Below are 22,027 nucleotides of genomic sequence, written 5' to 3' on the forward strand. Positions count from 1 at the left end.
GGCAGGGGCCGCGGCGGTCAGGCGGTCCCGCGCAGCGCGAGCCGGACGGGGACGCGCGTGCCGTCGCGGGCATGCAGGTCGTCCTCGAGCGCCATCGCGACGAGCGCTTCGCCCGCGGCCTCGAGGTCGGGCTCGATCGTCGTGAGCGCCGGGTCGGCGAGGGTGCCGGCGCGGATGCCGTCGAAACCGATCAGCGCGACATCCTCGGGCACGCGGCGGCCGCTTTCCTTGAGGCCCTGCAGCACGCCGAGCGCGAGCATGTCGGTCGCGGCGAAGATCGCGTCGACGTCGGGGTGCGCGGCGATCAGCTCACGCGCGCCGGTAACGCCCTGCGCATGGCGGTCGGCGGCGGGGATCGCGGGCCAGACGATCGGCGCCAGCCCGTGATCAGCGAGCGCGGCGGTCAGCCCCTCGCGCCGCTCGTCGAACTGGCGCTGCGCCGAATCGGCGGGGCCGATGAAGGCGATGCGGCGGCGTCCCTGCGCGACCAGGTGCGCGGCGGCAAGGCGGCCGCCCGCGTCATTGTCGCTGCGCATCCAGTGGAAGGGATCGCCGGGGCTGCCCCAGCACACGAAGTCGAGGCCCGACGCCTGCGCCTGCGCAAAATAATCCCACGCCGCGTCGTTGCTGGTGGTGCCGATGACGATCATCGCGTCGGCGAGCCCCGAGGCGACGAAATCGGCGCGGAAGTTGTCGGGGCCTTCCTGGAAACTGACGAGCAGGTTGAAGCGCCGCGCCGAGGTCGCCTCGGCGATGCTGCCGAGCAGCGCGAAATAAAAGGGGTTGATCGCGCTGCGATCCTCGCCGGGGCGGCAGATGGTGACGAGCGCGATCGTCTCGCTGCTTTTCAGGCGCAGGCTGGAGGCGTGGCGGTCGACGACATAGCCGAGCGCACGCGCCGCCTCCGACACGCGCGCGCGCGTCTCGGCGTTGACCCCGGGGCTGCCGCGCAGCGCGCGCGACACGGTCGATTGCGACACCCCCGCGCGCTCGGCGACGTCGAACGATGTCGGGCGCAGCATCTTGGCCGTGACCATCCCTTGTTTCCCTTTCCGCGCGTCTGTCGGGCGCGGCTCTCGCCCGCGCCGCCGCCGCTGTCAATCGGCGGCGGACCAGCCGTGCGCGCGCACCCATGCGACCAGCGCGACGTCGCCCGGCGAATCGGCGTGGATGCGCGCGCGCAGCGCGTCGTCGAGCGTGACGCGGCGCGCGAGCGCTTCGTCGCGCGCCGGGTGCGACTCCGGGAGCGTCGAGGCCGCGTCGGCGGTGCGGTGGCGGCGCCAGCCGGCGGGAATGCCCATCGCGTCGCACAGGAAATCGAGCCCCGCGTTCCAATGTTCGGTCGTCGTGACGAACCAGCAGCGGCCGAGCATCTGCTGCGCCATCGCCAGTTGCTGTGCGGGGTCGGCGGGCAGGTCGGCGCCATAGAGCGTTTCGGCGAAGAAACGCACCATGAAGTCCGATTGGCGCTCGCGATACCAGCCCTCGTACCAGCGCTCGAAATCGTCGGGCGCATGCCCCCGGCTCCAGCGGAAATTATACAGCGAGACGCAGCGTTCGGCGGGGTCGCGCAGCACCGTGATGAAGCGCGCCTCGCGCGGCCCGGGAACAAGCTGGCGGATGCGCAGGTCGAGGTGGTGCCCCGCCAGCACCTCGGCGCGCGCGCGCTCGGCGGCGGGGCGGTCGGCGAAGTCGGGGCGGCCGTGCCTTGTGCGATAGCTGCGCCCCCAGTGGGTGAAGTCGACGAGTTGCTCGTCCATCGTGAAATGGCGCTCGAGGTGCGCCTTCAGCGTCGTGCCGCCGCATTTGGGCACGTGGAGGAAGATCCAGAGCGGGCGGCCGGGATCGCTCATGCCGCGCCGGCGGCATAGCCGAAGCCGGCGAGCAGGTCGCGCCGGGCATCGAAGACGGCATCGAGGTCGGCGATCTCGCCGGGGGTCAGCCGCGCGATCTGTTCGGCGTTCATGTCGCGCAGCGGTTCGTCATAGCGCCCCTTGACCGCGCGCGGACGGGCAAGGTCGAGGTCGTCGAAGCCCGGCACGAGCGCGGCGATACGCGCCGCGACCGCCGCGGGATCGGCGCACATTTCTTCATAGGTAAAGACGGCGGCGCGGTCGCCGAGCGCCGCGATATTCGCCGCCTGCGCGGCGAGCGCGGCGACGATGTGCCGCGCCGCGGCGGTCGCGAGGCTGTCGCCCGGCGCGACGGGGCCCGCGGCGGCGGCGCGGCGCAGGATGCCCTCGGCGACGGCATGGGGGTTGCGGACCATGATCAGGAAGGCGGCGCCCGGAAATTCGGCGGCGAGCGCGTCGGCGATCAGCAGGAAGGGCGGCGAGGCGACGACGAGCGTGTCGGCGTCGGCCTGCGCGGCGCGGGCGTGGAAATCCCATGCGCGGCGGGTGCGCGTCCAGTCATAGGCGGCGGGGTCGCGAAAGGCGGCGATCGACGCGGGGGTCGCCGCCCACAGCAGGCGGGTGCCGGTGCCGCGCGAGCTGGGGCCGTGGAAACCCGCGACATGCTGTCCCTCGCGCGGCAGCGACCAGGCGCGCGCGCAGCCGGCGAGCGCGGCGGCAAGGAAGGTCGAGCCGCTGTTGTTCGGCGCGAGCAGGAAGAGGTGGCGCCGCACCGCGCCCGCCGCGCCGGCGATCATCGCCGCGCCCGCAGCCACGCGGCGCGCGCCGCGATCCACAGGTCGAACGCCTCGGCATAGGCGGGGTCGCGCGCGATCGCGTCGGCGTGGCGGTCGGGGCGCCACGGCTTGGCGGGGCCGTTGAAATGTAGGACGCGCGCGGCATCGACCGCCACCGGCTCGTGCGCGAAGCTCGTCCGGCGGTGCGTCATCATCAGGTTGAATTCGGTGCCGACAAGGTGGACGCGGTCGCGCAGCAGCAGGTTCCACACGGCCTGGTCGGTGTGCTGCGACGCGATGCGCGACCAGGCTTCGGGATCGAGCAGCGGCCAGAGCGCGTCGGCCGTCGCGGCGCCCGCGGCGGCGGGGTCGTGGACGAGCAGCCCGGCGTTGAAGCTCGCGGCGCGCGCGCCGTCGGCCGGCGCGACCTCGGCGAGCGTGCCGGGGGCGCGGACATTGCCGCGCAGCATCGCGGCGTCGGGTGCGGCGACGAGCGGCGCGTCGATCGCGAGCAGCGGCGCGATGTCGCCGCGGAACAGCATGTCGCTGTCGCAGAAGAGCGCCTTGCCGCCGGGCGGAAGCAGCAGCGTCTCGAGGCTGAGGAAGCGGTCGCGGCGCGTGGCGAGATGTGGGTGTGCGGCGACGAGCGTGTCGATCGCGGCGGCGAGCCGCGGGCTCGCGCGGCGGCACGACAGGCGCGGGAAGGCGGCGGCGAGCGCGGCTTCGTCGGCGGCGGTCAGCCGGCTGTGGAGGATCAGTATCTCGCCGTCGAACCAGGCGTTGGCGGCGAGGAAGCTCGCCAGCATCACCTCGGTCCCGACGCGGAAGTCGGGCGATGAGACGGTGACGAGCGTCGCGGCGCTCACGGCGCCGCCGCGGGGTCGTAGCCGAACAGCGCGAAGTCGCGCGCATAGCGGGTGCGGATCAGCTCGGCGAGTTCGGCGTCGAGCACGGCGCCCGGGGTTTCGGGCGAGACATTGACCGCTTCGAGCGGCGCCAGCGGGGCGCCGAGCGCCGCCGACAGGCGCACCATCTCCGCCGCGAGGCTTTCGTGGCGGAGGAGGAGCGTCGTGCGGACGCGGCCCTCGGCGTCGCAGACGAATTCATGCTGCGGGCGCAGCAGGATATGGTCGCGGCGCGCGGGGTCGGTGAGCGCCGCCTTCATCGTGCCGAGCGGGTCGCGCGTCATCGCGTCGCCGCCGCGCCACGCGAAGCGCGCGAAGGAGAGGAAGCGGTCGAAGGGCGAGCGGACGACCGCGAAGCTCGTCATGCGGTCCCACTGCCCGGGCAGAAGGAAGGGTTCGACGTCGCGAAACGACAAATGACCATGGCCAAATGCTGCAAGTGGTGCGACGGGGAAAAAGCGCTTTTCAAACAAAGTGCACTGTTCCCAGTCATTTGGCGCCAGCAAAGGACGCAATGTCGTGCGCAGTGCATGCCCCCCAGTCTTCGGCACCGCAATAAAGGCGAAATCGCGGCTGAACGAAAGGATCATGGCTTCGGTGCGGCCGGGTCGGTGGGGATGTCGAGAAACTGGATCGCGATACGTAGCGCCGCATCGCGGTTCGTACCGGTGCGGCGCGTGTCGGCGAGGCGGGCGCGGAGTGCCTCCATGTCGATGTATCGTGCGCGCGTCGGCGGCGTTGGCGCCGCGTCGAGGCGGTCGGCGATGCGCGCGATCGCTTCGCCCATCGCCTTTTCGATCCATGCGACGCGCAGCGGCTCCTTCTTGCTGTTGTTGAGGCGAACGAGGTCGGGGAGAAGCCCTTCGCTGGCTTGGCGGATCAGCCACCGCCGCATCGGACCGCGGCGGAACATGCGCGGGGGAAGCGTGTAGAGAAATTCGAGCAGGCGGCGGTCGAGCAGCGGGAAGCGATAGTCGATGCCATGTGCTGCACCGCTGATCGCCCAGTCTTCAAGCCGTGCCGTGGTTGAGCTGTAGCGGAGCAGATCATGCTGCGTCCGGCGCACCCCGAATTCGCGCAGGCGCGGGATGGGAAGCAACCGGGTCTGGCGCAGGAAGCCCCGATCAATGAGACTCTTGCCCGCCCGCGCGCGCCAGCGCAGCGGCAATTCTGGCCGGAATTCGCGAATCAAACGGCGGCCGGCGTGATAGATGGTCCGCAGCCCGGCCTTGATCCCCGGCGCGCCGCGGTCGCGGTAAAGCGTGCGCCAGCGGCCGGTCGCGAAAAGCCATGGATGATAGCCGCGGCCGTTGAAGGATGCGCCTTCGTCACCTCCCCAGCCCGACAGGATGACCTCTGTGCCCTGCGCTGCCGCATCGCGCTGGATAGCACCCTCGTGCAGCAGATTGCGGATGTCCGGACCGCGCGTCCAGTCCTGCGCGAAGAGGGCCGCGATTTCCTCGATGGACAGCGCGGGCGCGTGGAGTTCGAGCCCGAGACGCTCGCGAATCGATTCGCTCCAGCCCGGCTCGGTGTCGGGAACCGCGTCGGGGTCAACGAGATGCCAACTGTAACCGCGCGGATCGGCAAGTCCGCGCGCGCGCAGTTCGGGAACCGCTAGCGCCGCAATGAGCGAGGAATCGAGGCCGCCACTGAGATGGACGGCAAAGCTGGTTGCGCCGGCCATACGGTCGGTCACCGCCTGGGTAACCAACATGCGGTAGCGCGCGATGGTTTCGGCATCGCCGGCGGTGTTGTCGACCGCAATGCTTTCGGGCCCCCACCAGCGGTCAATCCGCGCGTGACCGTTCGAAACATGAAGGTAATGACCGGGCTCGAGGCGGCGCATGGCACGGATGAAGCTGCGGCCGAGCGGTTCGAAGGTGCGATGGATCAAGGTTGATGCTACGAATTCTTCATCGAAATCGAGGGGAATGTCGGGAAGCGCCAGCAACGCCGCTGGGTCGCTCGCGAAGGCGAGACGGTCGTCGGCGAGGGCGTAGAAGAAAGGGCGCGCGCCGACATGGTCGCGCGCTGCGAAGCCGTCACCGCTGTGCAGGTCGTGCAGTGCGAAGGCGTAGTCACCGTAGAGATGCAAGGGGCAGTCGACGCCCCAACGGCGCCATGCGGCAGCGATGAGTGCGGTCGCGGGTGCGCCGACGTCCGGTGCGTCTTCGGCGAGCGCGGCGCGCAATTCGGCTTGGCCATCAATGCGCGCGTCGGCCACGAGAATCAGTCTGTCGTCGACATGGAGCGCGCCGCGCGATGTGATCGACCCCGTCGTCGCCAGTGCTGCGAAGCGTGCTTCGCCGCCAGTCAGGATCGCGGCGTCAGCGCTGAGCGCTTCGGCGATGAAATTCTCGCCCGCTCGGATTCCGCGCCGGTCAATGATGCCGCAAAACCGATGCATCGCCGAGATTGCTTCCGTCCTGAAAATGGCGCACGATTCGATGCGCGCGGCGCGCGAGCCATCAGTCCCGATCCCGGTGTTGTATCCGGTCCGTTGCCGCCATTCGAAACTCGCCAAATATCACATTTTGACAACGAACATCGTTCGCTGTCGAAGCGATACTGCGCGAGGCGACGAAGTGAAAGCAGTATCGCGCGCGGTCTTCGCCGGATTCATTCCAGCAGTTTCCGCAGTCGGGACGGCAATCAGGAAGGGTCGTAGAAGGCGTCGTCCTGGTCGTTCTGACCGAAGGCACCGCCGCGGGTGCGCGCCGCCGGAACGACAGAGCGCAGTTCGGGCTTTTTCCATTCCTTGCGCGGCACTTGCTTGTTCACGGTCTTGGTCATGTCCCACTTACCCCCAATTTTGCGTGATCCGTCCATTCGCGACGATCGCCGGAGACCGTGCGAAAAACGCCGGGATGATGGGGCATAAAGTCCGTCCAGTCAAGGCGCCGGGCGGTTCGTTTCACGGCCCTTATTGAAGCGTAACCAGTCCCTTGTCCGCGAGTTCGGCAATGAACGTCCCCGTTTCATCGCGACAGGCGTTTGAATCGACCGAGTATTCGGCGAGCAGCGCTTCGCATATCTGGTCGAGCGTGGCCGGCGATTCGAGCAGGGCCCAGATCCGGCCGCCCACCGAATCGATGTCGAAATAATTGCCGCTATCGATGTCCATCATCATCAGCCCGTCGTCGAAATCGTTGAACAGGACCGACGGATTGCGTGTGATCAAAGTATTGCCAGCGATTGCGGCCATCATTCTTACCCCCAATGATATCCTTCGCCGCGATAGCGAGGCGGGCTGCGGTGCGTCAAGCGAACAGGTCGGGAAGATAATCGAGGCGGCGCATCTGTTCGCGATGATCGGCGACGATGCGTTCAATCTGTGCCGACGTCAGCGCTTCGGCTCCTTCGCCGGCGCGGCCGCTGCGAAAGAAGGCAGGCATGTTGGCGGGCTTCTCGGCAAACCCCTCGGAAGCTTCGCGCGCCTGTAGCGCCGCGATGCTGCTCGCCGCCGCTGCAGCGGCGATCGCGGCGGGCGACGCGTCGATCCCCGCCGCCGTCGCGACGCGCGTCAACGCCGCCGCGGGATCGGCGAGCATGTCCTCGTAGCGCAGCAGGCATAGCGGAATTGCGTCCTGAGCGGTCCAGCTTGCGACATGGTCGTTCCAGCGACCGAGATGGACGGGCAGGAAGTCGCTGATCCGGTCGGGCCACGCGTTGAGCATCGCACCCGGGTCGGACATGCGCGCGATCGTCGCATCGATATCCTTCTGGCCGTGGTGCGCAAAGGACAGCGCGACGTCGAGCGGGTTGCGGACGATATACACGACGGCACGGCTGGTATCGGTCGGGAAGAGCGCGGTGCCGTCGGGGGCCAGCGCATATTGGTCGTGCGTCTTGATGAAGAAGGGCGCGCGGGCTTCTGCAGCGATCTGGCGGTGGAGCATGGCGCGATACCGAATGAGTTCGGCGGTCGTCATTTCGGCCGAAGCAATGCCGCAGGCGTCGTCGAGCGTGTGGCGATCGCCCCCCTCGATCCCGCCGTCGAGCGCGTTGAGGCTGAAATTCTCGCCGGGCGTATGGAGCAGGTGGGTAAGCATCACGCGCAACCAAGTGTTCCCAGATTTGGGGTAGGATGCGAGCCAGACGATGCTTCCGGTCATCGGTCAGCCGGCGCGCGTGAGCTCGGCGCCGAGCGCGAAATGGTCGATTACCGCGCCCGCCATGGCGGCGGGCGTCGTGCCGAGCCCGGGGCGGCCGATCGCGACCATCTCGATCGATTGCGCGAGGCGGACCACTGCGTCGAACGCCCATGGCTGGAGACCGAGTCCGCGCAGGAAATTCTTGCGATGGACATAGCGGGCGAGCGCCTCGACCCGGTTTGCCATCGGCACGTCGCGCCGCGTAATCGCGCTGCCATTATGCCCCTGGAGCAGCACCACGCCGCGGATCGGCATCGGTGCGGCGCGAAAGCGCGGGACGGCGACATAATATTTTTCCATGTCCTCGCGGACGCGGACCCTGGCGTCGTCGTCGCGGCCGAGCAGCGAGAGGCTGTCGCGCCAGAGCCGCATCGCGGGGAAGGCGGGGATGGCGGTCGCGCCCGCGGTGTCGACGGTCACCCCGGTGACATCGTCGGCGAGCATCGTGCAACCCGCGGCGACCAGCCCGCCGAGCGTCGTCGACTTGCCCGCGCCCGAACGGCCGATGACGAGGATCGCGCCGCGGTCGCTGGCGATCGAACAACTGTGTACCGGCAGGATGTGCCGCTGCATCAGAAGCGCCGAAATGCCGGTGCCGAGCAGGATCGAGACGAGCGCGGCATCGGTCGCGCCGGCTTCGCGATCGACGAGGATCGTCGTGCCGCCCGACACGAGCAGGCGGCAGATGCCGAAGGCGTGGAAAAGGAGTTCGCCGGGTTCGGCGCGCCAGTTGCGGAAATGCATCGCGTCGGCAAGCCGGTCGTCGGCGATGGAGGCAAGACGGATGTCGACGTCGGCGGGTGCGGCGGGATCGCCGGGCAGCAGATGCGGCAGCGCGAGATCGGAGCGCAGGGCAAGGCCGTAGTGGCTGTAGAAGAAGGGTGCGGCGCTCATGTCGCGGGGGCCGCGCCGGGGGCGTCCCGGGTCGCGGCGCGATCGAAGACTTCGAAGATGAAATGGATGCGGTCGGCGTCGCCTTCGTTCACCCCGCCGTGCGGCGCGATATTATTGACTTCCCATGCATGACCCGAGGCGAGGTGATGGCGATTGGGTCCGCAGAGGAAGAAAGCGCCGGGGTTGGTGACGAGCGGCACATGGATCTTGTGCGTGCGTAGATTCGATCCGGCGCCGTCGCGGTGAAGATCAATGATTTGCCCTGCTTCGAGCCGCGCGAGCATCGCTTTCGGGAAGGCGGGATCGACAAAGCCATAGGGGGCGACCGCAGCATCCATCACCGGTTGCAGCAACGGGCGCCAGACGTGCCAGGCGGGGTTGTCGTAGCTGTCCTCGGGGTCGCGGTTGCCCGGGGTGAAGCGGAAGACGATGTGGCGCGTGTGGTGGAAGACCTCGAAATCATTTTCCTTGAGGGCATCCTCGCCCGCCCAGGCGCGCTCACCGACCGCGACCACGCGGTCGCGGAGCGCCGACGCATCGACCGGCCCGAGGTCGCGCACGGTCGTAGGTTTGGTGACGATGACGGCCATGATGTGCTTGGTTCCCCCGAACGGCTGATTCCTATTGGCGGCTGCACGCGCGGGCGGCAAGCGCGAAGTGCCGGGCTAGCCGTGCGCATTGAACCCGCCGCCGCGGCTGGCTAAAGGTCGCGCGGGGTGTATCGGTTGAGGGGAGTGCCGGATGGCGGACGAAGAGCACGCGCGGAAGGGTCCCGGCGACGCGGTGCCGTCGCTCGCCGACCTCGTCGCGCCGCTCGACGCTGGCACCTTTCTGGACGAATATTGGAACCGTGGCTTTCGCGCCTGGCCCGGCCGGCCGGAACAATTCGCGGGCCTGATCGGCTGGGACGAGATCAACCATGTGCTGACGACGCAGCGGCTCGAACCGCCGCGCATCCAGCTCGTTCGCGGCGGCAAGAAGGTCGAGGCTGGGGCGTTCGTGCATGCGACGGGGAGCAACCGACGGCTCGACGCGGGGGCGGTGACGGCGCAACTGGCGCAGGGCGCCACGCTGGTGCTGAGCTTCGTCGACGAGATGATTGCACGGGTAGGCGATCTGGCCGACGGGATCGGCCGCGACCTCGGCGTGCGTTGCAACGTCAACCTCTATGCCGGATGGCGCGCCGACCACGGGTTCGACCTGCACTGGGACCATCACGACGTGTTCATCCTGCAGGTTGCGGGCCGCAAGCACTGGCGCGTCCAGCGGCCGACGCGCGACAGGCCCGCGCGCGGCGAGACGGTGCCCCCGCCGGCGGCGGACGATGTTCCGGTCCATGACGAAATCCTCGAGGAAGGCGGCCTCCTCTATATCCCGCGCGGCTGGTGGCACGTCGCGACCCCGGTCGAGGAACCGAGCCTGCACCTGACGCTGGCGCTGACGCCGCCGACGGGGCAGGATTATCTGCGCTGGCTGACGGGCAAGGCGGCAAGCCTGCCGCTGTTTCGCGCCGACTGGCCGGTGGCGGGCGGGGCGAGTGCGACCGACGCGCACTGGCGCGCGCTGGGCGCGGCGCTGGCCGATTTGCACGCGGCCTGTCCCCCGGAGCAATTCCTTGCCGAGCAGGAAGCGTCGCGCGCCGCGCGACCGGTGTTCACCCTGCCCGATTTCGCGGCGGGGCGGATGGTGCGGCTGTCGGACGGCAGCCGCCTGCGGCTCGCGAGCGCGCGGGCGCTGGTGCCTGAACACGACGCGGTGAGCAGCGAGAGCGGGATTGAGGCGAACGGCCGTTTCTTTGCCTGCGGCGCCGAGGCGGGCGCCGTGCTCGGCCGGTTGACGAGCGCCGGCGATACGCCGTTCGCGGCGCTGGCCGAGGGGCTCGACCCGGCCGTGCGCGCCGAGGTCGAGCAATTGCTGATCCGGCTGGTCGCGGCGGGCGCGGTTTTCGTCGACCTCGGCTCGCCGCCATGAGCCGCCTTGGCCTGGCCCGGCGCAAGCTGGCGAGCGCGTGGCGGCTCGGCGGACCGCGCGTACTGCTGGTCGCCGAAGCGGGGGTGCTGTTGCTGGCGGCGCGGATCGCGGTGGCGATGCTGCCCTTTCGCCGCGTCGCGCGCTGGCTGGGACAGCCCGTCGCACCGTCGGCGCTGCCGCCGGTGCCGTCACGTTCGGGCCCGGACGACGCCGCGACGCGGGTCGGCTGGGCGGTGCGCTTCGCCGCCGGACGCTTGCCGGTCGAGGCGGTATGCCTGCCGCAAGCGATGGCGGCGCGCGCGATGCTGCGACGGCGGGGCATCGCGTCGACGGTGCATCTGGGCGTGATGCGCGACCATGGGGCCGCGCTGGCGATCGATCCCGACGCGCCGCCGGCGCATGCGTGGCTCGATGCGTCGGGGCAGCGGATCACCGGCTATCCGGTCGACCCCGCGCTGGTCGAGGTGGCGGCTTTTGTCTGACCCGGCGATGCCCGTCGCGCCCCGCGCGCTGCTGATGGCGATGTTCGCCGCCGCCGACCGGCGCCGGCTGATCGTCGTGCTGACGCTGATGACCCTCGCGGCGCTTACCGAGGGGGTTGGCATCATGATGCTGGTGCCGATGCTGGCGCTGGTCGGCGGCGAAGGCGCAGGGCTGGGCGGGAGCGGGGGCTTCGGCGGGCTGCTGACGCGCGTTGCGGGCAGCCTTTCGCTCGGACAGGTGCTGCTGATCTTCCTCGCGCTGCTGGTCGTGCGCGCCGCGGTCAAGCATGCGCAGACGATCCATGCGCTCGAGCTTCAGCATGTCGTTGTCGACCGGTTGCGCGAAACGCTCTTCGCCGGGCTGGTGTCGGCCGAGTGGCGCTGGTTGACGGCGCAGCGCGCGTCGGACCATGCGAGCCTGCTGATCACCGACATCGGACGGATCGGGGGCGCATTCCAGCAGTTACTGACGCTCGCGGCGACGCTGATCACCGTCATCGCCTATCTTGCCGCGGCGTTCCTGCTGTCGTGGCAGGTGGCGCTTGTCGCCATGCTCGGCGGCGCGATCATCCTGTTCGGCTTTGCCGGCCACCGCCGCCGCGCGGTCGCGCTCGGCCGTTCGCTGAGCGGCGCGAACAAGGCGTTGCAGGCTGAAGTGGGCGAGAGCTTCGACGCGATACGCATCACCAAGATGCTGGGCAGCGAGGCGCGTCAGCGCGCGCGCTTCGCCGCCGTGTTGCAGTCGCTGCGCGTGCGGCAGATCGATTTCGCCGCGAGCGCGAGCCACGGGCGGATCGCTTTGCAGCTCGCGGGCGGAGCGTTGATGGCAGCGCTCGTCTATGTCGGGCTGGCGTTGCTCGACCTGCCGCTCGCAGCGCTGCTGCCGATCCTGCTCGTCTTTGCGCGGCTGGTGCCGATGCTGGGGATCATCCAGCAGAGCTGGCATGCTTGGCTGCACGCGGCGCCCGCGATGGCCGAGGCCGACGGGTTGCGGCGCACGGTCGCGACCGTGGCCGAGGCGCCGGCGCCGGTGGACGCGCTGCCGATCGGCCTCGCGCACGCCGTGACGTTGCGCGGCGTCGGCTTTACCTATGCCGGGCGCGCCGGTGCGGCGCTGGCGGACATCGACCTCGACCTGCCGGCGCGGACCACGACCGCGATCGTCGGACCCTCGGGCGCGGGCAAGAGCAGCCTTGCCGACATATTGATGGGGCTGCTGTCGCCCGACACGGGCACGATGCGCGTCGACGATATGGCGATCGCGGGCGCGACGCGGCAATTGTGGCGGCGTTCGGTTGCCTATGTGCAGCAGCAGCCCTTTCTGCTGGGCGGCAGCATCCGCGACAATCTGTTGTGGGCGGCGCCTGGCGCCGACGCGGCGGCGCTCCGCGCGGCGCTCGAAAAGGCGTCGGCCGAGTTCGTCTTTGCGTTGCCGCAGGGGATCGACACTGCGGTGGGTGACCGCGGGCAGCAATTGTCGGGGGGCGAACGGCAGCGCATCGCGCTTGCGCGCGCGCTGCTCCTGTCGCCCGAGCTGCTCGTGCTCGACGAGCCGACGAGCGCGCTCGACCCCGCGAACGAGGCGGCGATCCGCCGCGCGATCGCGGGGCTGCACGGCGCGGTGACGCTGGTGATCATCGGCCATCGCCGCACGATGCTCGACCTTGCCGACCAGATTGTGCGGATCGAACATGGGCGGGTCGTTCCGGCGGCGGAGGCGGCCGAATGACCGAGCGCGCGGCGCTGGCCCGGCTGCTGCTCGACATGCTTGCCAAGACGCGCACGGTCGATCGCGCCGCCCTCGCCGCGCTGTCCGATGGTGCGTGGGAAACGATCGCCGACATGGCGAAGCAGCACCGTCTTGCCCCTCTGCTGCACCGCCAGATGGCGGATCGCGGCGCCGACTGGCCGGTACCCGCCGACTTGCGGGCGCGCTGGACGCGCGGCTGGCGCGCGGCGAGCGAACGGTCGCTGAGCGTCCAGCAGGCGCTGATCGCGGTCGGCGGAATCGCCGATCGGGCGGGGCTGCCGTGGGCCGCACTCAAGGGCGCGTGGCTCGCGTGGCAGGCCTATCCGCACCCCGCGATGCGGCCGATGCGCGACATCGACCTTTTGCTGAGCGAAGAGGATGCGCTGCGCCTGTTTGCGTTGATGCAGGACGCCGGCGCGGCGGCGGGTCCGGTGTCGCACACCCCGGTCGATTATGCGCGCGCGCACCACAAGCATTTGCCGCCGCTGCACTGGGGACCGCGCCATATCGCGTTCGAAATCCACTGGCGCCTGTCGAACCCGGCGCCGGGCGAGGATCGCGCGGCGGTGGCGGCGACCACCGCCGGACTGCTCGCGCGGCGCATGCGCGCGCGCATGGGGCCGGCCGAGATCGCCTATCTGGACCCCACCGACACGCTGCTGCATCTGGTCGTGCACGCGGCCTATGGACGCCAGCCGTTCGATAACGGGCCGCAACTGCTGCCCGACATCGCGGGCGCGGTGCGCGCGGCGACGATCGACTGGCCGCGCTTCTGGCGCGTGGCGGACGCGCAGGGCTGGGCGGGCGGCGCGCGGCTGATTTTCGCTTTGACCGCGAAATATATGGGGCCGCTGGCAGGCGCGGGTGTCGAAGTCGCGCGGGTGCCTGGTGCGCTGATCGCCAAGGCCGAAGCGCTGATGCTGCAGGACATGGACGCGCGCGCCGAGCGCGGCTTTGCGACGTACATGGCCGAAGCCGACGGGGCCGGCGGCCGCGCCGCGCTGTTGCTGCGGCGCGCCTTTCCGCCGCGTCACATCGTCGCGCATTATGCCGGGGTGCCGGTGGGCGACTGGCGCGTATGGCCGGCCTATCCGCTGCGCATGGCCGACAATGCCTGGCAATGGCTGCGCCGGCGCGGCGATGCCGGGCTGGACGCCGAGGTGGACGACATGCGCGCGATGCGCGCCTGGCTGGGCACCGGGAAGTCCTAGAACCCGTCGAGGGCGAGCAAAGCGAAGCTCGCGAGCCAGTGTTCGCCCATACAGTCGCCGGTGACGTGGGGGAGGGCGGCGGCGAGGTGGTGCTGCGCCGCATCCTCGGCGATGGGCGCGGTGGGGTGTGCCGGGCCGAGCGCGGAGGCGATCGCGCGCCAGCTCCACGCACGGCTGAGGTTGAGGCCGTCGAGATGCGCGATCTTGCCGTCGCTGCGGTCAGAGACCGAGGCGGGGGTGAAGAGCGTCGCGGGTTGCTGCTGCGCGGCGCGCGGGAGGAAGGCGTCGAACCAGCCGGTGAATTCGCTGCCGAGGACGGCAGCCATCAGATGCGCTTCGGTGAGCGCCGAGGAGAGGAATTCGTCGCCGCCGGGCTCCCACGCCTGACAGTCGCGATCGTGCCCGAACCAGTCGCGGGCGCGGGTGTCGATCAGCGCGACGAGATCGGCGTCGCGGGTTTCGGTCCAGTGGCGTGCGAGGAGGAGCGCGAAGGCGATGTTGAAATGGGTGCCGACGCGCAGCGGGTAGGTGAGCTTGGGCAGGAAGGCGTGGAAGCGCGCGGCGAAAGCGAGCGCGAGCGGTTCGAGCGCGGCCGCCCATGGCGCGTCGTGACGCTCGGCCTCGGCGTGGAGCGCGAGGAGCCACGCCCAGCCATAGGGACGTTCGAAGCCTGCCGCATAGGGACGCGCGAGGAAGGCGAGTTCGCCCGCGACCTTGTCGGGGACGAGCATGGCGTCGGCGCGCGCGCGGATGTCAGCGGCGACGGGCAGATCGGGGAAGCGGCGCGCGAGGCGGAGGATCTGCCACCAGCCATGGACGCAGCTATGCCAGTCGAAACTGCCGTGGAAGATCGGGTGATGCTCGCGCGGGGGCTTCGCATCCTCGGGGTCGTTCAGGACGAGGTCCATCTTGTACGGATATTCGCGGCCGAGGTGCGACAGGGTCGCGGTCGCGAAGCGCGTGGCATGATCGGGGGTGAGCTGGGTCATGTCAGAATGCAAACAGCCAGATGAAGAGGATGTTCACCGCGAGCAGCGGCAGCGCGGTACCGATCTGCGCGCGGATCACGCCATAGGGGTTTTTGAGTTCGAGCAGCGCTGCGGGGACGAGGTTGAAGTTCGCCGCCATCGGGGTCATCAGCGTGCCGCAGAAGCCCGCGAGCATGCCGATCGCCGCGACGACCGCGGGATCGCCGTCATATTGCCTGATCAGCAGCGGCAGGCCGACCGCCGCCATCATCACCGGGAAGGCGGCGAAGGCGTTGCCCATCACCATCGTGAACAGCGCCATGCCGAGCCCGAAGGCGAGCGTCGCGCCGAACAGGCTGCCCGCGGGGATCGCGGTGCCGATGAGGGTGCCGACGACTTCGCCGACCCCGGCGAGCGCGAACACCGCGCCGAGGCTGGCGAGCATCTGCGGCAGGATCGCCGCCCAGCCGACCGCGTCGAGGAGGCGGCGCCCCTGCTGGAGCGGGAGCAAAGGCGGGGGCTTCAGCCGCGCCATGCCGACCGCGAGCGCGATGAGGACGCCGATCGCGAGTGAGATCAAGGTCGCCTGCTTGGGGTCGGCGAGGCCTGGGACCCATTTGAACAGGAAGGTCCCCGCGAGCGCGGCGGCGGGGATGATCAGCGCGACGAGGAGCAGGAAGGGACCGTGCTTCGCGGCGCGTTCGGCCTGTGTTTCGGCCGGAACGTCGCCGCCGGGCACGCGCCCGATCTGGCCGGTGCCAGCAATCGCGACGAGTGCGAGGACGAGCAGGCCGTTGCCGAAGTCGCCGAGATGATTTCCAGCGAGCATCGACAGCGCGAGCAGGCTCCAGAAGGCGGCATTGCCGAAGCGCTTCGGATTGCTGCGGTCGGCCAGGCCGAGCGCCGCGAAGGCCGCGAAGGTGAGGCCCGCGAGGAAATAGACGAAGCCGAGCGTGATCATGCGCCCGCCCCCCGCTTCGCCATCCGCTGTTCGAGGCGCCGGAGGCGGAAGCCGTGGATCACGAAGGCGGCGATCGCGGTCGGGATTGCCCACAGCGAGAAATGCAAGGGCTCGATCTGGTACCCATAGCCCTCAAGCACGCCTTTCATCAGCAGGATCGAGCCGATCGCGAGGAAGATATCCTCGCCGAAGAAGAGGCCGATATTGTCGGTCGCGGCTGCGAAGGCCTTGACCTCCTCGCGCTGGTCGTCGGTGAGCGCGTCGTTTTTCGCTTCGGCGGCCGCCTCCGCCATCGGGGCGACGAGCGGGCGGACGGTCTGCGGATGGCCTGCGACCGAGGTGAGGCCGACCGCGGCCATCGCCTGACGGAGCAGCAGGTAGGAGGTGAGCAGGCGGCCGAGCGTCGCGCCCCTCATGTGGTCGATCAGGCTGCGCGCATGCTGTTGCAGCCCGTATGCTTCGAGCAGGCCGATGACGGGGAGGACGATCCAGACGATCGAGACATAGCGCGTGTCGTTGAACGCCTTGCCGAAGGCGGCGATGATCGCGGTGAGGTCGAGTCCGGCGGCAAGCCCGGTGGCGAGCGCCGAGGCCATGATCACGAGCAGCGGATTGAAGCGGAGCAGGAAGCCCGCGATGATGATGGCGATGCCGATCAGGACGAACATCAGGCGCGCGCTCGCGGTGTCTGCGATAAAATGGGTTCGCACGAAGACGCGAACAAAAATTCTTCCCAAACCCGCATCGCTTCAGTCCCCCGCTTTTCCAAAGCCTCCGCCACCCGGCGTCTCGATCACGAAGGCGTCGCCCACTGCAAGCTCGGCGCTGTCGGTGGCGGCGAGATGTTGGACCCGTCCGTCGGCTCGCTCGACCCAATTGCGGCCAGGCGCGGCTTCACCCCCGCCAGCGAGGCCCGCGGGGGCGACCCTGCGGCGGTTGGCAAGGATGTTCGCGGCCATCGGTTCGCGGAAACGGATGCGGCGGGTCGCACCGTCGCCGCCGTGCCATTTCCCGGAACCGCCGGAGCCCCGGCGGATCGAAAATTCCTCGACGATGACGGGAAAACGCGTCTCCATCATTTCGGGGTCGGTCATGCGGCTGTTGGTCATGTGCGTCTGGATAACGCTGGTGCCGTCAAAGCCGGGGCCAGCGCCCGAGCCGCCGGCGATCGTTTCATAATATTGGTACGTATCGTTACCGAAGGTGAAATTGTTCATCGTGCCCTGCGCCGGGGCCATCGCGCCGAAGGCGGCGAACAACGCGTCGGTGATGACCTGGCTCGTCTCCACATTGCCTGCAACGACCGCGGCGGGATAGCTGGGGCTGAGCATCGAGTCCGCGGGGACGATCAAGGTGACGGGGGCGAGGCAGCCCTCGTTCATCGGGATCGGGTCGTCGAGCATGGTGCGAAGCACATAGAGAACGGCGGCGCGGACGACGGGGAGCGGTGCGTTGAAATTGTCGGGGAGGGTGGCGCTCGAACCGGTGAAGTCGATGGTGACGTTGCGTGCTTCGCGGTCAACCGTCACGGCGACCGCGATCTCGGCGCCATTGTCCATCGCGTAGCGGAACTGGCCGTCGCCCAGGCCCGCGATGAGCTGGCGCACCGCGGCTTCGGCCTGCCGCTGGCCGTGCGCCATATAGGCGGCGACCGTCGCGGCACCGTGCGCGGCGCTGAGGTCGGCAAGCGCGCTGGCGCCGCGCTGGCAGGCGGCGACCTGCGCCTTCAGATCGGCGATGTTGAGCGCGGGGTTGCGCGCGGGCCAGTCACCCGCGGTGAGGTGCGCGTGGACCTCGGCGTCGCAGAAATTGCCGTCGTCGACGATCAGCTCATTGTCGAAGAGTATACCTTCGTCGGCGATGCTGCGACTGTCGGGGGGCATCGAGCCGGGGGCGATGCCGCCGAGATCGGCGTGGTGCCCGCGCGCGGCGACGAAGAAGCTCGGGGTGTCGCTGCCCTCATCTTCTTTGGCCACGAACACCGGCATGATGACGGTGATGTCGGGGAGGTGGGTGCCGCCGTCATAGGGGGCGTTGAGCGCATAGGCGTCGCCGCGTTTGATGCCGCGCCCGTCGGCGGACCGCTGGCGGAGGATGGTGCGGACGCTCTCGCCCATCGAACCCAGATGCACCGGCATGTGCGGCGCGTTGGCGACGAGGCTGCCGCTGCGATCGAAGATCGCGCAGGAGAAATCGAGCCGCTCGCGGATGTTGATCGACGAGGCGCTGTGCTGGAGCGCGCCGCCCATTTCCTCGGCGATCGCCATGAACAGGCTGTTGAAGATTTCGAGGCGGATCGGGTCGGGTTGGCCAGCGGAATGCGCGCTGTCGTGCGCGTTGTCGATTGCGCTGGACCCCGGCTTTCGCCGGGGAGCACATACGAGTTTCAACGTCCCTTCCGGCTCGACCGTCGCGTTCCAGCCCGGCTCGACGATCGTCGTCGAAAGCGCGTCGACGATGATCGCGGGGCCGGACATGGTGCGGCCGGGGGCAAGGGCGCTGCGCTGGTGGAGCGGAACCTCGTGCGCCGCGCCGCCGAGCCAGGCGACGACGGTTTCGGGTTCGGCTTCGGCTGCGGCCGATGCCGGGGGCAGGGCGGCGGGCGTGTCGCCCGTCTCGGTCAGTTCGATGCGGATGCGGTCGACGACCAGATTGTCGTGCGGGGCATAGCCGAAGCGCTGGCGGAAGGCGGCGGCGAAGGCCTCTGCGACCTCGGCGGGCGGCGCGAACGGGAGTTCGATCGCATTGTCGCTGTCGGCGAGGCGCACGAACAGCAGCGTTTCGCGCGTCGTTTCGGCGCGCTCCGATAGGTCGGCGCGGGCCGCGCCCGACAGTTCGGCTTCCGCGGCGGAGAGGGTGGCCGCGCAATCGGCCTCGAGCTTGAGCGCCAGCGTGCGCTCGCGGATCGCCGAGGGCTTGGCGAGGCCCATGCCATAGGCGGAGAGCACCCCAGCGAGCGGGTGGAGCAATATCTCGTCGACCCCGAGTGCGTCGGCGACGAGACACACATGCTGGCCCGCGGCGCCGCCGAACCCGACGAGGCTGTAGCCTTGGGTGACGTCATGGCCGCGCGCGATCGTGATGCGCTTGATCGCGTTCGCCATCTGCTGGACCGCGATCGCGAGCAGACCCTCGGCGAGCGCTTCGGGGGTGATATTACCGACCTCCGCGGCCATCGCGGCGAATTTGCGGACGACAATGTCGCGGTCGAGCGGCTGGTCGCCGCTCGGGCCGAAGAGCCTAGGAAAGTGATCGGGCTGGATTTTTCCCAGCAGCACGTTGCAGTCGGTGACCGTCAATGGCCCGCCGCGGCCATAGGCGGCGGGGCCGGGGTTGGCACCCGCGCTTTCGGGGCCGACGAGCAGGCGTGCGCCGTCCCAGCGACAGATCGAGCCACCCCCCGCGGCCACCGTGTGGATGCGCAGCATCGGGGCGCGGATGCGCGTGCCCGCGACGATCGTCTCGTTATCGCGCTCGAGGCGGCCGGCATAATGGCTGACGTCGGTCGAGGTGCCGCCCATGTCGAAGCCGATCAGCCGGTCCTTGCCGAGCGGCGCGGCGCTGCCGACCATGCCGACGATGCCGCCCGCGGGGCCCGAGAGGATCGCGTCGCGGCCGTGGAAGGCCGATGCCGATGCGAGACCGCCCGAGCTTTTCATGAATTGCGGGTCGACGTCGTCGCCGAGCTGCCCGACAAACTGGTGTACATAGTGATGGAGGACGGGTGAGAGATAGGCGTCGGCGAGGGTGGTGTCACCGCGCCCGACGAGTTTGATCAGCGCGCTGACATCATGGCTGGTCGAGATTTGCGTGAAGCCGAGTTCGGAAGCGATTTCGGCAAGGCGTGCCTCGTGTGCGGGGTAGCGATAGCCGTGCATCAGCACGATCGCGATGCTGGTGAGGCCGGCGTCGCGCGCGGCTTGCAGCGCGACGCGCGCCTGCGCCGCGTCGAGCGGGGCCAGGACGGTGCCGTCGGGGCCGGTGCGCTCGGCGATCTCGGCGACCATCGCATGCGGGGGCGGGGGGCGGTCGAGCCGCCGCGCGAAGAGGTCGGGACGGTCCTGATAGCCGATGGTGAGCGCGTCGCCGAAGCCGCGGGTGATCGCGAGCAGCGTCGGTTCGCCCTTGTGTTCGAGCAAGGCGTTGGTCGCGACGGTCGAGCCCATGCGGATCGCGAGCGGGGGAAGCGCGCCGCTGCCCGCGCCGGTGAGATCGCAGATCGCATTGATCGCCGCGTCGCCCGGGCGCGCGGGATCCTCGCTCAGATATTTTGTGGTGACGACGGTGCCGTCGGGGCGGCGCGCGACGACGTCGGTGAAGGTGCCGCCGCGGTCGATCCAGATGTGCCAGCGCGGATCGCGATTCATCGAGGGCATGTCCGGGACGCGGTCAGCTCATCGGGCCCTGATCGGGCCAACGGATGACGATCGTCAGGCGGTTGTCCGACGCTTCGCGCATCCAGCTTCCTTTCAATTGCCGTTCGATCAGCGACCGGATGAAGCGGGTGCCGAAACTTTCGTTCGCGACGTCGGGGGCGGCGGCGAGACCGGCCTCGACCCAGCGCAGTTCGACGTCATCGGACTCGCGTGTCCAACGGACTTGGAGATCGCCGGTGCCGCCGAGCGCACCATATTTTATGCTGTTGGTGACGAATTCGTGGACCGCGAGCGATAGCGCCTGTGCACCTTCGTCGTCGAGACGGACATCGGGGCCGGTCACTGCCGCGAGTTGATCAGCCGCGAGACCGCCGAGTTCGAGTTCGCGGCGGAGGATCTGCCCGAGATCGACGGTATCGTGCGCGCCGGTGACGAGCATCTGCTTTGCGTCCGACAGCGCGCGCATACGCCCGTCGAATTTGGTTTCGAAATCCGCGAGGCTGTCCGATTCGCGCAGCGTGATGCGCGCCAGCGCGCCGATGCGCGCGAAGGCGTTTTTCATCCTGTGCGCCATTTCGCCCATCATCAGTTCGCGGTCTTCGGCGTGGCGTGCCTGCTCTTCGGCGAGGGCCTGCGCGGCATCGATCCGCCGCCGCTGCAGCCGGTGGAGTTGCGTCGCGAGTACGGCGAGCGCAATGCCGAAGAGCAGGATGCCAAGCGGGCGGCCGAGCCGGTCGATGAAGCGGCCGTAGGAAATGCGAATTGTCCATTGGCGGTCGGCGACGCGGAGCTTTTGTTCGTGGGAATCCCAGCCGATGCGGCCGTGTCGGAATACGAGCGGCGCCGACGGACCCTGCCCGGCGCGGACCTCGACCCCGTCCATCGTCTTCAACTGTTCGCCTAGCACCGCCGTCATCAGGTCGTGAGTGCGGAAGGGCGCATAGACGAACGCTTCGATCGGCCGTGCGCCGGGGGCGGTGGCGACGGTCGGCGCATCAGTCGGCGCGTCGGTCGGTGTGGCGGGAGGAACTGATTTGGAGGCCGCTGGCGGGGGCGTAGCGGCGCGGGCATAGACCGGGACATAGATGAGGAAACCCGGCTGCTTGTGCTGGGCTGCGCGTTCCTGTGCGAGGTGGACGATACCGCTCGCGGCCGGACGTCCTGTTTGCCAGGCGCGGCGCATCGCCTCGCGTCGTACCGGTTCGCTGTACATGTCGAAGCCAAGCGCGACGTTGCGGCGCGGCGTATAGGGTTCGACGAGCACGACGCCGAAGCTGATGGGCTGGTTTGTCGTCGTGGGCCAGATCTGGATGTCGCGGCCGTAGTTGGTGCGCAGCTGCGCTTCAAGCCCAGCGGGCGCGCCGGCGCGCATCGCCGCGGCGATGCCTACCCCTTCCATGCCCGGCGAATGGACATTGGGCTGGAGCGCGGCGAGATAGGCGCGGATACCGGGGCCGCTCGCCGCGGTGTCGGACTGGTAGAGGGCGCGGACACCCTCGAGCACGCCGACATGGTCGCGCAGGCGCATGTTGACTTGCATCGCGACGCGGCTGGCTTGATCGGCTTCCTGCGCCTGGTTGTAGAAGAAGCTGGCGGCGGCGGCGATCAGCGTTGCGATCAGGATCACCAGCCCAACGAAGCGGACCAGAAGTCCCATCAACCGATCTGCCAAAGCAGAGCGCATCGTCTTGTTTTCCTGTGATTTAGATGCCGACGGTGGCGC

The 22,027-nt window shown here is 69.3% G+C and carries 20 protein-coding genes; 4 read left to right on the forward strand and 16 right to left on the reverse strand.

What is annotated here, in order from left to right; all coding sequences use genetic code 11:
- Positions 1-17: 17 nt before the first annotated feature.
- The 11 genes from EAO27_RS01400 to EAO27_RS01450 form a co-directional block, all read right to left on the reverse strand.
- A complete protein-coding gene (locus tag EAO27_RS01400; RefSeq protein ID WP_242776360.1) occupies positions 18-1,037 on the reverse strand; it encodes a LacI family DNA-binding transcriptional regulator in 1,020 nt (339 codons plus the stop codon).
- 60 nt (positions 1,038-1,097) lie between these two features.
- A complete protein-coding gene (locus EAO27_RS01405) occupies positions 1,098-1,853 on the reverse strand; it encodes a sulfotransferase family 2 domain-containing protein (RefSeq protein ID WP_242776362.1) in 756 nt (251 codons plus the stop codon).
- On the reverse strand, positions 1,850-2,668 hold the full coding sequence (locus EAO27_RS01410) for a sulfotransferase (protein ID WP_242776364.1): 819 nt from the start codon (positions 2,666-2,668) through the stop codon (positions 1,850-1,852). The genes EAO27_RS01405 and EAO27_RS01410 overlap by 4 nt, the downstream gene beginning before the upstream one ends.
- Positions 2,647-3,495, reverse strand: coding sequence for a glycosyltransferase (locus EAO27_RS01415; protein WP_242776366.1), 849 nt, complete (start codon positions 3,493-3,495; stop codon positions 2,647-2,649). The genes EAO27_RS01410 and EAO27_RS01415 overlap by 22 nt, the downstream gene beginning before the upstream one ends.
- A complete protein-coding gene (locus tag EAO27_RS01420; protein ID WP_242776368.1) occupies positions 3,492-3,950 on the reverse strand; it encodes a sulfotransferase family protein in 459 nt (152 codons plus the stop codon). Before EAO27_RS01420 ends, EAO27_RS01415 begins: the two co-directional genes overlap by 4 nt.
- Before the next feature lie 170 nt (positions 3,951-4,120).
- Positions 4,121-5,944 carry an asparagine synthase-related protein gene (locus EAO27_RS01425; RefSeq protein WP_242776370.1) on the reverse strand — a complete coding sequence of 608 codons (1,824 nt, stop codon included), beginning with the start codon at positions 5,942-5,944 and terminating at the stop codon, positions 4,121-4,123.
- A gap of 245 nt (positions 5,945-6,189) precedes the next feature.
- On the reverse strand, positions 6,190-6,330 hold the full coding sequence (locus EAO27_RS01430) for a hypothetical protein (protein ID WP_242776372.1): 141 nt from the start codon (positions 6,328-6,330) through the stop codon (positions 6,190-6,192).
- Positions 6,331-6,460: 130 nt separating this feature from the next.
- A complete protein-coding gene (locus tag EAO27_RS01435) occupies positions 6,461-6,745 on the reverse strand; it encodes a PqqD family peptide modification chaperone (protein WP_242776374.1) in 285 nt (94 codons plus the stop codon).
- A gap of 52 nt (positions 6,746-6,797) precedes the next feature.
- Positions 6,798-7,652, reverse strand: a complete 855-nt coding sequence (locus EAO27_RS01440) for a sulfotransferase domain-containing protein (protein WP_278190114.1) — start codon at positions 7,650-7,652, stop codon at positions 6,798-6,800.
- A 3-nt stretch (positions 7,653-7,655) separates the two neighbouring features.
- The gene (locus tag EAO27_RS01445) at positions 7,656-8,585 is read right to left on the reverse strand and encodes a hypothetical protein (RefSeq protein WP_242776376.1); all 930 of its coding nucleotides are present in this window, start codon (positions 8,583-8,585) and stop codon (positions 7,656-7,658) included.
- Positions 8,582-9,175 carry an aspartyl/asparaginyl beta-hydroxylase domain-containing protein gene (locus tag EAO27_RS01450; protein ID WP_242776378.1) on the reverse strand — a complete coding sequence of 198 codons (594 nt, stop codon included), beginning with the start codon at positions 9,173-9,175 and terminating at the stop codon, positions 8,582-8,584. Before EAO27_RS01450 ends, EAO27_RS01445 begins: the two co-directional genes overlap by 4 nt.
- 151 nt (positions 9,176-9,326) lie before the next feature.
- Here EAO27_RS01450 and EAO27_RS01455 point away from each other — a divergent pair, with 151 nt between their 5' ends.
- From EAO27_RS01455 to EAO27_RS01470, 4 genes are read left to right on the forward strand one after another with little or no spacing between them, the layout of a single operon-like run.
- Complete coding sequence (locus EAO27_RS01455; protein WP_242776380.1) at positions 9,327-10,556, forward strand: cupin domain-containing protein; 1,230 nt, start codon at positions 9,327-9,329, stop codon at positions 10,554-10,556.
- On the forward strand, positions 10,553-11,038 hold the full coding sequence (locus tag EAO27_RS01460) for a lasso peptide biosynthesis B2 protein (RefSeq protein WP_242776382.1): 486 nt from the start codon (positions 10,553-10,555) through the stop codon (positions 11,036-11,038). The genes EAO27_RS01455 and EAO27_RS01460 overlap by 4 nt, the downstream gene beginning before the upstream one ends.
- A gap of 7 nt (positions 11,039-11,045) precedes the next feature.
- Complete coding sequence (locus tag EAO27_RS01465) at positions 11,046-12,767, forward strand: ABC transporter ATP-binding protein (protein ID WP_242776384.1); 1,722 nt, start codon at positions 11,046-11,048, stop codon at positions 12,765-12,767.
- Positions 12,764-13,999, forward strand: coding sequence for a nucleotidyltransferase family protein (locus EAO27_RS01470; RefSeq protein ID WP_242776386.1), 1,236 nt, complete (start codon positions 12,764-12,766; stop codon positions 13,997-13,999). The genes EAO27_RS01465 and EAO27_RS01470 overlap by 4 nt, the downstream gene beginning before the upstream one ends.
- Here the strand turns inward: EAO27_RS01470 and EAO27_RS01475 are convergent.
- The 5 genes from EAO27_RS01475 to EAO27_RS01495 form a co-directional block, all read right to left on the reverse strand.
- Positions 13,996-14,988, reverse strand: a complete 993-nt coding sequence (locus tag EAO27_RS01475; protein ID WP_242776388.1) for a DUF2891 domain-containing protein — start codon at positions 14,986-14,988, stop codon at positions 13,996-13,998. The two genes, EAO27_RS01470 and EAO27_RS01475, sit on opposite strands and share 4 nt — an antisense overlap.
- 1 nt (position 14,989) lies before the next feature.
- Positions 14,990-15,928, reverse strand: a complete 939-nt coding sequence (locus tag EAO27_RS01480; protein WP_242776390.1) for a DUF979 domain-containing protein — start codon at positions 15,926-15,928, stop codon at positions 14,990-14,992.
- Positions 15,925-16,596, reverse strand: coding sequence for a DUF969 domain-containing protein (locus tag EAO27_RS01485; protein ID WP_242780385.1), 672 nt, complete (start codon positions 16,594-16,596; stop codon positions 15,925-15,927). Before EAO27_RS01485 ends, EAO27_RS01480 begins: the two co-directional genes overlap by 4 nt.
- An 81-nt stretch (positions 16,597-16,677) precedes the next feature.
- A complete protein-coding gene (locus tag EAO27_RS01490; RefSeq protein ID WP_242776392.1) occupies positions 16,678-20,295 on the reverse strand; it encodes a hydantoinase B/oxoprolinase family protein in 3,618 nt (1,205 codons plus the stop codon).
- A gap of 22 nt (positions 20,296-20,317) precedes the next feature.
- Positions 20,318-21,961 carry a CHASE domain-containing protein gene (locus EAO27_RS01495; protein ID WP_242776394.1) on the reverse strand — a complete coding sequence of 548 codons (1,644 nt, stop codon included), beginning with the start codon at positions 21,959-21,961 and terminating at the stop codon, positions 20,318-20,320.
- Positions 21,962-22,027 lie beyond the last annotated feature (66 nt).

The organism is Sphingopyxis sp. YF1, from assembly GCF_022701295.1.
In the GTDB taxonomy this organism is placed as follows: domain Bacteria; phylum Pseudomonadota; class Alphaproteobacteria; order Sphingomonadales; family Sphingomonadaceae; genus Sphingopyxis.

Excerpts from the sequence above, each read along its gene's own strand:
- EAO27_RS01485 (WP_242780385.1), bottom strand. The coding sequence starts at position 16,596 with ATGTTCGTCCTGATCGGCATCGCCATCATCATCGCGGGCTTCCTGCTC.
- EAO27_RS01495 (WP_242776394.1), bottom strand. The coding sequence starts at position 21,961 with ATGGGACTTCTGGTCCGCTTCGTTGGGCTGGTGATCCTGATCGCAACG.
- EAO27_RS01450 (WP_242776378.1), bottom strand. The coding sequence starts at position 9,175 with ATGGCCGTCATCGTCACCAAACCTACGACCGTGCGCGACCTCGGGCCG.
- EAO27_RS01445 (WP_242776376.1), bottom strand. The coding sequence starts at position 8,585 with ATGAGCGCCGCACCCTTCTTCTACAGCCACTACGGCCTTGCCCTGCGC.
- EAO27_RS01470 (WP_242776386.1), top strand. The coding sequence starts at position 12,764 with ATGACCGAGCGCGCGGCGCTGGCCCGGCTGCTGCTCGACATGCTTGCC.
- EAO27_RS01455 (WP_242776380.1), top strand. The coding sequence starts at position 9,327 with ATGGCGGACGAAGAGCACGCGCGGAAGGGTCCCGGCGACGCGGTGCCG.
- EAO27_RS01435 (WP_242776374.1), bottom strand. The coding sequence starts at position 6,745 with ATGATGGCCGCAATCGCTGGCAATACTTTGATCACACGCAATCCGTCG.
- EAO27_RS01480 (WP_242776390.1), bottom strand. The coding sequence starts at position 15,928 with ATGATCACGCTCGGCTTCGTCTATTTCCTCGCGGGCCTCACCTTCGCG.
- EAO27_RS01430 (WP_242776372.1), bottom strand. The coding sequence starts at position 6,330 with ATGACCAAGACCGTGAACAAGCAAGTGCCGCGCAAGGAATGGAAAAAG.
- EAO27_RS01460 (WP_242776382.1), top strand. The coding sequence starts at position 10,553 with ATGAGCCGCCTTGGCCTGGCCCGGCGCAAGCTGGCGAGCGCGTGGCGG.
- EAO27_RS01400 (WP_242776360.1), bottom strand. The coding sequence starts at position 1,037 with ATGGTCACGGCCAAGATGCTGCGCCCGACATCGTTCGACGTCGCCGAG.
- EAO27_RS01405 (WP_242776362.1), bottom strand. The coding sequence starts at position 1,853 with ATGAGCGATCCCGGCCGCCCGCTCTGGATCTTCCTCCACGTGCCCAAA.
- EAO27_RS01465 (WP_242776384.1), top strand. The coding sequence starts at position 11,046 with ATGCCCGTCGCGCCCCGCGCGCTGCTGATGGCGATGTTCGCCGCCGCC.
- EAO27_RS01490 (WP_242776392.1), bottom strand. The coding sequence starts at position 20,295 with ATGAATCGCGATCCGCGCTGGCACATCTGGATCGACCGCGGCGGCACC.
- EAO27_RS01425 (WP_242776370.1), bottom strand. The coding sequence starts at position 5,944 with ATGCATCGGTTTTGCGGCATCATTGACCGGCGCGGAATCCGAGCGGGC.
- EAO27_RS01440 (WP_278190114.1), bottom strand. The coding sequence starts at position 7,652 with ATGACCGGAAGCATCGTCTGGCTCGCATCCTACCCCAAATCTGGGAAC.
- EAO27_RS01475 (WP_242776388.1), bottom strand. The coding sequence starts at position 14,988 with ATGACCCAGCTCACCCCCGATCATGCCACGCGCTTCGCGACCGCGACC.